Below are 11,016 nucleotides of genomic sequence, written 5' to 3'. Positions count from 1 at the left end.
CTCGCTCCTACAGTAGGCAGCCGCGGTAGCTGACCCAAGGCATCTGTGATGAAATGCGACCCCAACCAATTTCGCGCCGCACCGCCATCACTTGCCGTGAAACCACGCCTGATCCGCCAACTGTTCCTGCCGCCGTTGATCATCGCCCTGATGATCGGCCTGGGTTTCATCGGCTTCTGGGTCAGTGAGTACTACGGCATCCGCACCCTCAGCGACACCGGCGAACGCCAGCTGGAGCTGCATGCCCGCACCGTCGAAAGTGAACTGAGCAAATACACCTACCTGCCCAGCCTGCTCGAACTGGAGTCCAGCGTCTCCACGCTGCTGGCCGATCCGAACCAGGAAACCCGCAAGACCGTCAACGATTACCTCGAAGGCCTGAACCGACGCAGTCGCAGTCGGGCCATCTACGTGATGGACACCACTGGCCGCGTGCTGGCCACCAGTAACTGGCGCGATGCCGACAGTTACCAGGGTGAAGACCTGTCCTTCCGTGCCTATTTCCAGAATGCCGTGCGTGGCCAGCCGGGCCGTTTCTACGGTATCGGCAGCACCAACGGCGAACCCGGCTACTACCTGGCCCATGGCCTGGAAGAGCACGGCAAGATCATCGGCGTCGCGGTGGTCAAGGTGCGCCTCGAAGCCCTCGAAGAGCGCTGGCAGCGCGCGCGCCTCGAAGCCTTTGTGAGCGACGAGAACGGCATCATCATCCTTTCCAGCGACCCGGCCCGCCGCCTCAAGGCCGTGCGCCCGCTGAGCGATGACACCAAGGACCGCCTGGCCCATAGCCTGCAATATTACTGGGCAACGCTGAACGAACTGGAGCCCCTGGCCCGCGAGCGTCTCAACGAAGGCACCGAAAAACTGACCTTTCCGGCCAACAGCGAAGTGGTCAACGACGAGCACGAAGTCAGCTACCTGGCGCAAACCCGCCCGCTGAATGACACGCCGTGGAATTTCACCTTGCTCACGCCGCTCAACGACTTGCGCCGCGCCGCGATCAACCAGGGCATTTTGGTCGCTGTCGCGTTTGGCCTGGTGGCGTTTTTGCTGATCGCCTGGAACGAGCGGCGCAAGGTCATCGCCACCCGCCTCGCCGCCCGTGAAGCCCTTCAGGAAGCCAACAGCCAGTTGGAACGGAGAATTGCCGAGCGCACTGCCGACCTGCGCGCCAGCAACGAACGGCTCAAGGGCCAGATCCGCGAACGACGCCAGGCCGAAGAGACGCTGCGCCGCGCCCAGGATGAGCTGGTGCAGGCCGGCAAACTGGCGGCCATCGGCCAGATGTCCACCAGCATCGCCCACGAATTGAACCAGCCACTGGCGGCGCTGCGCACCTTGTCCGGCAATACCGTGCGCTTCCTTGAGCGCGGTGCCCTCGACACCGCCAGCGCCAACCTCAAGACCATCAACGAACTGATCGACCGCATGGGCCGCATCACCGCCAGCCTGCGCTCCTTCGCCCGGCGCGGCGATGACCAGGGTGAAGCCAGCCTGGCCAAAGCGGTCGACGCAGCCTTCCAGGTACTTGGCGCACGCTTGGACAGCCTGCCGCTGACCCTACACCGCGACTTTTCCCACGCTCAATTGCAAATCGACCAGACGCGCCTGGAGCAGATCCTGGTCAACCTGATCGGCAATGCCCTGGACGCCATGCAGGCCCAACCCGCGCCCGAGCTGTGGCTGGAGGGCAGCAGCAGCGAGGGCAAATATCGCCTGCACGTGCGCGATAATGGCCACGGTATCGACGCCGAGGCGCGCAAGCATTTGTTTGAACCGTTCTTCACCACCAAGCCCGGCGAGCAAGGCCTGGGCCTGGGCCTGACGCTGTCCGCCAGCCTCGCGGCGGCCACCGGCGGCAACCTCGCCGTGGAACACCCGGCCAGTGGTGGAACGGCCTTTGTCTTGTGCCTGCCGTTGGCGGGCGCTCAAAAAGCTGAGTCGACATGAATACAGACGCTAAAGCCATTAAAGACGAGCTCACCGTGCTGATCGTCGAAGACGATCCCCATGTGCTGCTCGGCTGCCAGCAGGCCCTGGCCCTGGAAGACATTCCCAGTGTCGGCGTGGGCAGCGCTGAAGAAGCGTTGAAGCGCATCGGCGAGAACTTCGCGGGCATCGTGATCAGCGACATTCGCTTGCCAGGCATTGACGGCCTGGAACTGCTCACCCGCCTCAAGGCCCTGGATAAAAGCCTGCCGGTGGTGCTGATCACCGGGCATGGCGATATCTCCATGGCCGTCGGCGCCATGCGCAATGGCGCTTATGACTTCATGGAAAAACCCTTCTCCCCCGAACGCCTGGTCGACGTGGCGCGTCGCGCCCTGGAGCAGCGCGGGTTGGCACGGGAAGTCTGGTCGTTGCGCCGCCAATTGGCCGAGCGCGATTCGCTGGAAGGCCGCATCATCGGCCGCTCGCCAGCCATGCAAAACCTGCGCGAGCTGATCGCCAACGTCGCAGACACCTCGGCCAATGTGCTGATCGAAGGTGAGACTGGCACCGGCAAGGAACTCGTCGCGCGCTGCCTGCATGATTTCAGCCGGCGTCACGCCCACCAGTTCGTCGCCCTGAACTGCGGCGGCCTGCCGGAGAACCTGTTCGAAAGCGAGATTTTCGGCCACGAAGCCAACGCTTTCACCGGTGCAGGCAAACGTCGCATCGGCAAGATCGAACACGCTCACGAAGGCACGCTGTTCCTCGATGAAGTGGAAAGCATGCCGATCAACCTGCAGATCAAACTGCTGCGGGTGTTGCAGGAGCGCACCCTGGAGCGCCTGGGTTCGAACCAGAGCGTGGCGGTGGATTGCCGGGTGATCGCTGCCACCAAGTCCGACCTCGACGAACTGAGCCGTGCCAACCAGTTCCGCAGCGACCTGTACTATCGCCTCAACGTAGTGACCCTGGAACTGCCGCCATTGCGCGAGCGCCGTGAAGACATCCTGCAGCTGTTCGAACACTTCCTGCAGCAGTCGTCGCTGCGTTTTGACCGTAGCGTGCCGGAGCTGGACAACCAGACCCTGTCGAGCCTGATGAGCCACGACTGGCCGGGCAACGTGCGTGAGCTGCGCAACGTCGCCGAACGCTTCGCCCTGGGCCTGCCAGCCTTCAAGAAAAGCGGCGCCAGCAGCGGCAGCCAGGGCCTGGCCTTCACCGAAGCGGTAGAAGCGTTCGAGCGCAACCTGCTCAACGATGCCTTGCAACGCAGCGGCGGCAACCTGACCCAGGCCAGCCAGGAACTGGGGATGGCCAAGACCACGCTGTTCGACAAAGTCAAAAAATACGGATTGAGCCACTGATGGATCTGTTCTTGAAGGCCGCCCTGGGCGCGGCAGTGGTATTGATCCTGGCCGCGCTGGCCAAGACCAAGAACTATTACATCGCAGGTTTGGTACCGCTGTTTCCGACCTTTGCCTTGATCGCCCACTACATCGTTGGCAAAGGCCGTTCGGTGGACGACTTGAAGACCACGATCCTGTTCGGGATGTGGTCGATCATTCCGTACTTTGTGTATTTGGCGACGTTGTATGTGATGGTCGATCGGATGCGGCTGGAAGCTTCGTTAGCTGTGGCCGCAGTCGCATGGCTAATAGCCGCGACGGTGTTGGTGAGCGTCTGGGTCCGCCTACACGCCTGACACAACTCGGTCAAAAACTGTGGGAGCTGGCTTGCCTGCGATAGCGGTATGTCAGTGCCAAATGAGCTGACTGATACACCGCTATCGCAGGCAAGCCAGCTCCCACATTTAGATTGAGGTGTATCAGACAGGTCAGCGGACTATTTTGTCGACTTGGATGCCCAGCTTCTTCAGCCGATACCAGAAGCTGCGCTCCGAAATCCCGATCTTCGCCGCCGCAGCAGCCTGCACGCCGTTGCTCTCCTGCAACGCCGCGAGTATGTAGGCCTTCTCCACCTCCGCCAGCGCCGCGTCCAGGTCCTGGGGAATGCCCGGCCCATCGCTGAGGATCGCCGTCACACCCTCCTCGCTTGGTTTCGAAGCAAACAAGTAACCCGGCAAGTCGATGTCCTCGATCACCGGCGACGCCGCCACGATGGTCGCGCGCTCTACGCAGTTCTGCAGTTCACGGATATTGCCTGGCCAGTGATACGCCGCCATGGCCTGCAACGCCTCAGGGCTGAAGCCGGTGATGCGTTTACCCGCTGTAGCGCTGAGGGTCTGGGCGAAGTGACGGGCCAGGGGCGCGATGTCTTCCCCCCGCTCACGCAAGGACGGCAGGGGAATCGGGAACACGTTGAGGCGGTAGTACAAGTCTTCGCGAAACTCCTTGTTGGCCACCGCTTCCAGCAGATTCTTGTTGGTCGCGGCGATTACGCGCACGTCGACCTTGCGTTCGCGGGGATCGCCCACAGGCTCAATCACCCGCTCCTGCAACGCCCGCAGGATCTTGGCCTGCAACGCCAGGGGCATATCACCCACTTCATCGAGAAACAGCGTGCCCTTGTCCGCCTGCTGGAAGCGCCCTACCCGGTCCGCCACGGCGCCGGTAAACGCGCCTTTGCGATGGCCGAACATTTCGCTTTCCAGCAGCCCTTCCGGGATGGCCGCGCAATTGACCGCCACGAAGGGCTTGTCGGCGCGGCTGCCATGCTTGTGAATAGCGCGGGCGACCATTTCCTTGCCAGTGCCGCTTTCGCCGGTCAGCAAGATGGTGGCGCTGCTGTCGCGCACAGAATCCACGGCTTGCAGCACCTTGCGAAACGCCGGGCTGTCACCCACCAGGCTGTCGAACTGCGCGTGCTCGTCCAGCTCGGCACGCATGCGCGCGTTGTCGCGCATGATGTCGCGAAATTGCAGGGCCTTGGCCACGGTGATGTCCAGCTCGTCGATATCGAACGGCTTGGCGATGTAGTCGTAAGCGCCGTTGCGCATCGACTGCACGGCGTTTTTCACTGTGCTGTAGGCGGTCATCACGATCACCGGCACATGGGGGTAGCGCACCTTGATCTCGGCCAGCAACGCCGGCCCGTCCATGCCTGGCATGCGCCAGTCGCTGATCACCAGGTCGATGTCTTCCTGCTCCAGCACCTTGAGCGCGTGCAGGCCGTTGCCGGCGACAAACACCTGCACGTCGTTCTGGCCCAGGGCCGAGGCCAACAGGTCGCAGAGCTTGGGTTCGTCGTCGACTACCAGAATGTTATGCGTCATGACTGTCCTCGTCGTCTTCGCCACTCGCCGGAATGTACAGGCTGAAGGTGGCGCCGGCATCTTTCTCACTGGCACATTCGATGCTGCCGTCGTGACTTTCCATGATCGAATAGACTTTGGCCAGGCCCAACCCCGTGCCCGACGCCTTGGTGGTGACAAATGGCGTGAAGATGCGCTCGATCATGTCCGCCGGAATGCCTTGGCCGGTGTCGGTGATGCTGATCAGCGTGTTCTCGCCTTCCGTGCGAATGCCCAGGGTCAGGCGCCCGCCTTCGGGCATCGCGTCGATGGCGTTGAGGATCAGGTTGAGGCACGCCTGCTTGAGCTGCTTGGCATCCGCGTAGATCGTCGCTCCGGGTGCCTGGTCGTCGATGTGCGCGTCGATGTTATGGGTGGCCAGTTCCGGCGCGCAGAAGCCGAGGATTTCCTCCACCAACGGGCGCGCCGGCAGCAACACGCGCAATGGCGGATTGGGCTTGGCAAAGTCGAGGAATTCGGTGATCAGGTCGTTGATGCGGCTGACCTCGCTGACCACATATTCCAGATGGCGCTTGTCGGTTTCCGCCAGGTCGGCGCGGCGGTGCAGCAACTGTGTCGCCGTCTTGATGATGCCCAGCGGGTTGCGGATTTCGTGGGCCAGGCCCATGGCGACTTCACCCAGGGCGTGCAGGCGATCACGTCGACGTAGCTGGGCTTCAAGGTGATGCAACTCGCCCAGGCGTTCGGTCATGTGGTTGAAGGTACTGCTCAACTGCGCCAGCTCGTCGCCACCGCTAACCACCACGCGGTGCGCGTAATCACCGGAAATCACTGCGCTTACGCCCTGGGACAGGTCCCGCAGCGGCTTGGTCAGGCGCCGCGACACCAACACCCCGGCGGCCAGCGACAGCGCCGAACTGAGCAGGAAGATCAGCACGAACAGATTGCTCTGATTCACCAGCCCCACCAGGCTGGTGTGGCGCAGCAAGCCGCTGAAGATCACACCTTGCAGCTCACCGGCGTCGTTGAAGATCGGCCAGTACAACCCGCTGTAGTTGTTGGTGAACTGCTCGCTCGGCTGCTTGGTGCTGCGCATGGCGATTTCGACGTTCTTGGGGATGCGCGACGGGTGATCTTCAAAGCGCTGGGTCGAGAAAATCTCTGAGAAGCCATTGGGGTTGGCCAGGTACAGGCGCAGGTCGAGGGAGTGCACGTCGGCGACGCTGGTGAGGAAACTGCTGTCCAGGTAAGTGGCTACCAGCAGCACATAATCGACGCCGTCCTGGGTGGTCTCGAAGGTGGACACCACCACACCTGTGCTCACCCCAGCCACCTGAACGGTCTGTAATACGGCGTTACTGGTGAGGCTGATCTGCTTGATGATGTCGTCGGAGGCAGTGCTGAACACCAGCTTGTGGTCGCTCACGCGAATCAGTGCCACCACGTCGATATCGGTGGCGTCGGCAATATCGGCGGTCAGGCGGTCATGCTTGGCGGCTTGCCGGCTCGAGGGCGGGCTGGTGTAGCGCAGGAACAACTTGGCCATGCGCGCGTTGTCGTGAAGGATGTCGCCGATCTCGTCCTTGACGATCTTGGTCGACTCCTGCAGCCAGATGCGCACGTTGCTGTCGAAGATCTGCGAAAGCGTGGTGGCCGCCAGTTCGGCGGCGATCATGGTGGGAATCACGCTGACCAACCAGAACGCCAGCACCAGCTTGCGCTGGACGCTCCAGCGCGAAATGGCAAAGGGGCGGGCTTTCTGGCGGGTCTTGGTGATCATCAGGTTTCGCTTATCGCAGCAGCCATGGCAGGGTCGGAACGATCCGGTCGAATAAACAGTTTTACAAGCTTGAGCAGGCCGTTGACCAGCCGGTTGCGGTGGCGGAAAAACACACTGTTGCCCTGGAACTCACAACCCAGGCGCAGCTTACTCGCATACCCGGCCTGGCCGCACTCATACACGGCAATATTGTGTTGAATACAGTAGTCGACATTGGTCAACCAGCTACGGAAGTACAGGTTGTAGTCACGGGTGAACGCGACGTCATGCCCGAAAAACTTGTCCACCAGCCGGTGTTCGTCCACCAGGATCAGGTTGAACGCCACCAGTTGCTCATCCACCCAGTAAAGAACACAGACCGCCCGCTCATCAAGGCGTTCGAGCACACCGGTGAAGTAGCCGGCGGGCAGCCGCTCGAACTGCAACTCGGCACGCGTCAGCGTGGCCTCGTACAAGCGCATGACCTCGGGCAGCACGTCGTCGATATTGCGCCGCCACTCCACCCTAGGCCCCGGCGCGCGCAGTTTGCGGCGCAGGTCCTTGCGTGTGGATTTACCCAGGGAACCCAGGTAGGCGTCCACCGAGCCATAGGGCAGCGGCAACACCCCCGTGGGCAAGCTCGGCATGCTCTGGAAGCCTGCCGCGCGACAACTTTCGACCCAGTGCGGGTCTTTGCTCGGCGCATCCTTGACCGCCACCAGGCCGATACCGAAGTCATCGGCATCCTGGCGCGCGGCTTCCAGCAGGTGCTTGAGCAGCAGCGGGCGGCGTGCATCCGCTACATTGCTGGCAAAGCCAACGTCGCAGCGCTCCGCCACGGGGGAACCGAGGGCATACAGCCCCAGTTGCAAAAGCCCCGGCCACAGCCGCTCTACACGCTCGGTCAAGCGTTTGCCGGCGCCCGACACCGTGGTGTCGAGACGATAATGGGTGATGAACGCCGCGGCCACAGCCACCAGCGCTCCATCGTCGTAAACCGCCAGGTAACGCCACTGAAAATCATCGATGGCGGCGTTTTCCACGGCGACGTAATAGTCCCAGTCCTCCAGGGCACCCGGGAAACAGTCGTTCCAGGCACTGCGCTGGAGGGCCCGGATGGTCGGGAAGGCTTGGGCGGTAATCACAGGGTTTCCTTAAGGCTCAAGCCCGCTGTCGATAATCTTGAGGGGCCGGAATGGACTCGGCATGCTGCCCGACAAACTCCGCGCTCAACTCGATCACACGGCGGTATTGCAAATCGACGGTGATCATGTGGTAGCAGTTGTCCAGCAGGATCTTGGTCACCGGCCCACCGAGGTGGCGTTCCACATAGTCCGCGTTCCAACGGCTGGTGATATCGTCCTCGATGGAGTGCAACACCAACGCCGGCACCTTGACCTGCGGCATGCGCTTCTTGACCACGGCGTTCATCCGGTGCAACTCGCGCACGGTGATGCCCTCCATGGTAAGCAAGCCCGCCTCGCTGCTCTCGCCCTCCTTCATTTGCCGCTCGACGATGCCACGCAGGCGCTCGTTCTTGATGCCATACGGCGGCTTCTCTTCGAAGCGGCAGATATGCACGCCGAAGGGGATTTTCATCAGCAACGGCGTGAGAAACGCCAGCTTGTTGATGCTCCAGCCGTCGTACTTCAGGGTGGTGGAATACATCAACAGCCCGGCGACTTGCCCAGGGTGCTCGGCGGCCACGTACATCGACATCACCGCGCCCATGGACAAGCCACCGACGAACACCTGTTCATGGCGCTGTTTCACAGCCACGAAGGTTTTGCGCACGCCTTCGTACCAGTCGCGCCAGCCGGTGGCTTGAAGGTCGCTGTTATCACCGCAGTGTCCGGCCAGGGTGGGCACGTACACCGTGCAATTGCCCACCTTGGCCAGGCCCTTGGCGACCTGGCGCAATTCCGTCGGGGTGCCGGTCAGGCCGTGGATCAACAGGATCCCGACCGGACCATCACCGAGAACGAAACCGGCATCACCTTCACCGAGGTCGATCTCTGCTGTGTTCACCGGTTGGTCGCCCGCACCAGCAGTTGCTCAAGCAGCTTCAGGCCCAGTTCGATTTCCGGGTAGCTGATTTCCAGCGACGGTGCCAGGGTGATCACGTTTTTGTAGTAACCGCCCACGTCGAGGATCAGGCCGAGTTTCTGGCCGTCCACCACCATGTCACCCTTCATGCCTTCTTCGACCATGTAGTCCAGGGTCGCCTTGTCCGGCGTGAAACCATCCGGGCCGCAGATTTCGCAGCGCAGGGCCAGGCCCAGGCCGTCGACGTCGCCGATGATCGGGAAACGCTTCTGCAGATCTTGCAGGCCTTCTAGGAAGAACTTGCCCTTGGCCATGACCATCGCGCCGTAGTCGACTTCGTTGGTCATCTTGAACATTTCCAGGCCTACCGCCGTGCCCAATGGGTTGGAGGCGAAGGTGGAGTGAGTCGAACCAGGTGGGAAGATCTTCGGGTTGATCAACTCTTCACGGGCCCAGATGCCGCCCAGTGGGTTGAGGCCGTTGGTCAGCGCCTTGCCGAACACGATCACGTCCGGTTGCACGTCGAAGTGTTCGATCGACCACAGTTTGCCGGTGCGGTAGAAGCCCATCTGGATCTCGTCGGAGACCATCAGGATGCCGTGCTGATCCAGCACGTGCTTCAACTCACGGTAGAAGTTCATCGGCGGGATCACGTAGCCGCCTGTGCCCTGGATCGGCTCGACGTAGAACGCGGCGTATTCGCTGGAACCGACTTTCGGGTCCCACACACCGTTGTATTCGGTTTCGAACAGGCGGGCGAATTGCTGCACGCAGTGGCTGCCGTACTCTTCCTTGGTCATGCCTTTAGGGCCACGGAAGTGGTACGGGAACGGGATGAACTGCGCGCGCTCGCCGAAGTGGCCATAACGACGACGGTAGCGGTAGCTGGAAGTGATCGACGACGCGCCGAGGGTACGCCCGTGGTAGCCGCCTTCGAAGGCGAACATCAGGCTCTTGCCGTTGGTGGCGTTACGCACGACCTTCAGGGAGTCTTCGATGGACTGCGAACCGCCGACGTTGAAGTGCACGCGACCGTCGAGGCCGAATTTCTTCTTGGCGTCGACCGCGATCATTTCCGACAGCTCGATCTTGCCCTTGTGCAGGTACTGGCTGGCGATTTGCGGCAGGGTGTCGATCTGTTGTTTCAGTGCATTGTTCAGGCGTGGGTTGGCGTAGCCGAAGTTGACCGCCGAGTACCACATTTGCAGGTCGAGGTAGGCCTGGTCTTCGGTGTCCCACACGTAGGAGCCTTCACAACGGCTGAAAATGCGCGGCGGCTCGATGTAGTGGACGGTGTCGCCGTAGGAGCAGTATTTGGCTTCTTTATCCAGAAGGATCTGGTCTTCGGCAGTAGCGATACGGATATCAGACATGGTGGAAGAGTTCCTGGTTGTCAGCAGCAGTAAAGGAGGTGGCGTTGGCAGCAATGCCTTGTGGCAGTTGGGCCAGCAGCGCAGGCAGTTCGGCAAAGGTGTCGAAGCGTGCGTGAGGAATGTTGTTGGCTTCGCAGTACTTGGCGAGGCTGCCCTTGGCGAACACGAAGTCGGCGGTGGACGCCACGCACATGTCGGACTTGCCGTCGCCGATCACCAGCACGCGCTTGTTGCGCGGCGTGGACTTGCACTTGCAGTTGCCGGAGGCGGCGCGGCAGGCATCGCTGGAATACGGGAAGTCGATGCGCCAGCTGTTCTGGTCGACCTGGCGCAGGCGGTTGGCGAGGATCGGCAGCAAGGTCACGTAGTTGCGCGACAGGATCCGCGCGATGCCTTGCTCGATGCCGTCACTGACCACTTCGATGGTTGCGCCCAAGCCCATGACGTGATCGACGAAGTCCGGGAAGTCCGGGTCAATCTCGACGCTGTCGAAATACGCCAGCAATTCGGAAGGCGTCGCCTTGATCAGCGCCAGTTGGCGGCTCAGGCATTCGCGTGAACCGATATGCCCATCCAGCCATTCCTGTTCGATGGTTTCCCACTCGGGGCCGGCGAAGCGTTGGAGGACGTTGTCGATGACATCGGTGGGGGTAATGGTCCCGTCGAAGTCACACACGATATGCCACTGGATCATC

General features: G+C 61.7%; 9 protein-coding genes. 3 read left to right on the top strand and 6 right to left on the bottom strand.

Annotated features, from left to right (window positions below; genetic code table 11):
• Positions 1-48: 48 nt before the first annotated feature.
• From aauS to HX793_RS21070, 3 genes are read left to right on the top strand one after another with little or no spacing between them, the layout of a single operon-like run.
• Complete coding sequence (gene aauS / locus HX793_RS21080) at positions 49-1,950, top strand: two-component sensor histidine kinase AauS (RefSeq protein WP_016977476.1); 1,902 nt, start codon at positions 49-51, stop codon at positions 1,948-1,950.
• On the top strand, positions 1,947-3,296 hold the full coding sequence (gene aauR / locus HX793_RS21075) for a two-component response regulator AauR (RefSeq protein ID WP_016977477.1): 1,350 nt from the start codon (positions 1,947-1,949) through the stop codon (positions 3,294-3,296). Before aauS ends, aauR begins: the two co-directional genes overlap by 4 nt.
• Positions 3,296-3,634, top strand: a complete 339-nt coding sequence (locus HX793_RS21070; RefSeq protein ID WP_016977478.1) for a GlpM family protein — start codon at positions 3,296-3,298, stop codon at positions 3,632-3,634. The genes aauR and HX793_RS21070 overlap by 1 nt, the downstream gene beginning before the upstream one ends.
• A 132-nt stretch (positions 3,635-3,766) precedes the next feature.
• On the opposite strand, the gene HX793_RS21065 is transcribed toward HX793_RS21070, so the two are convergent.
• The 6 genes from HX793_RS21065 to HX793_RS21040 are packed head-to-tail and all read right to left on the bottom strand — an operon-like array spanning position 3,767 to position 11,015.
• Complete coding sequence (locus HX793_RS21065; protein WP_177053271.1) at positions 3,767-5,164, bottom strand: sigma-54-dependent transcriptional regulator; 1,398 nt, start codon at positions 5,162-5,164, stop codon at positions 3,767-3,769.
• Positions 5,154-6,923, bottom strand: coding sequence for a sensor histidine kinase (locus HX793_RS21060; RefSeq protein WP_095014892.1), 1,770 nt, complete (start codon positions 6,921-6,923; stop codon positions 5,154-5,156). Before HX793_RS21060 ends, HX793_RS21065 begins: the two co-directional genes overlap by 11 nt.
• Positions 6,923-8,047: a GNAT family N-acetyltransferase gene (locus HX793_RS21055; RefSeq protein ID WP_016977481.1), complete on the bottom strand. Its 1,125-nt coding sequence runs from the start codon at positions 8,045-8,047 to the stop codon at positions 6,923-6,925. The genes HX793_RS21060 and HX793_RS21055 overlap by 1 nt, the downstream gene beginning before the upstream one ends.
• A gap of 16 nt (positions 8,048-8,063) precedes the next feature.
• Positions 8,064-8,930, bottom strand: coding sequence for an alpha/beta hydrolase (locus HX793_RS21050; protein WP_016977482.1), 867 nt, complete (start codon positions 8,928-8,930; stop codon positions 8,064-8,066).
• On the bottom strand, positions 8,927-10,321 hold the full coding sequence (locus tag HX793_RS21045; protein ID WP_016977483.1) for an aspartate aminotransferase family protein: 1,395 nt from the start codon (positions 10,319-10,321) through the stop codon (positions 8,927-8,929). Before HX793_RS21045 ends, HX793_RS21050 begins: the two co-directional genes overlap by 4 nt.
• Positions 10,314-11,015: an MtnX-like HAD-IB family phosphatase gene (locus HX793_RS21040; RefSeq protein WP_177053269.1), complete on the bottom strand. Its 702-nt coding sequence runs from the start codon at positions 11,013-11,015 to the stop codon at positions 10,314-10,316. The genes HX793_RS21045 and HX793_RS21040 overlap by 8 nt, the downstream gene beginning before the upstream one ends.
• Position 11,016: the final 1 nt, after the last annotated feature.

Origin of the sequence: Pseudomonas reactans (assembly GCF_013387025.1) — a bacterium.
Classification (GTDB): Bacteria; Pseudomonadota; Gammaproteobacteria; order Pseudomonadales; family Pseudomonadaceae; genus Aquipseudomonas; species Aquipseudomonas reactans.
The sequence above is the reverse complement of the archived record's forward strand: the minus strand, read 5'-3'. Positions and strand labels throughout refer to the sequence as shown.

Bases quoted from the DNA above. Each gene is read 5' to 3' on its own strand.
- aauS (WP_016977476.1), top strand. From the start codon at position 49: ATGAAATGCGACCCCAACCAATTTCGCGCCGCACCGCCATCACTTGCC.
- aauR (WP_016977477.1), top strand. From the start codon at position 1,947: ATGAATACAGACGCTAAAGCCATTAAAGACGAGCTCACCGTGCTGATC.
- HX793_RS21070 (WP_016977478.1), top strand. From the start codon at position 3,296: ATGGATCTGTTCTTGAAGGCCGCCCTGGGCGCGGCAGTGGTATTGATC.
- HX793_RS21065 (WP_177053271.1), bottom strand. From the start codon at position 5,164: ATGACGCATAACATTCTGGTAGTCGACGACGAACCCAAGCTCTGCGAC.
- HX793_RS21060 (WP_095014892.1), bottom strand. From the start codon at position 6,923: ATGATCACCAAGACCCGCCAGAAAGCCCGCCCCTTTGCCATTTCGCGC.
- HX793_RS21045 (WP_016977483.1), bottom strand. From the start codon at position 10,321: ATGTCTGATATCCGTATCGCTACTGCCGAAGACCAGATCCTTCTGGAT.
- HX793_RS21040 (WP_177053269.1), bottom strand. From the start codon at position 11,015: ATGATCCAGTGGCATATCGTGTGTGACTTCGACGGGACCATTACCCCC.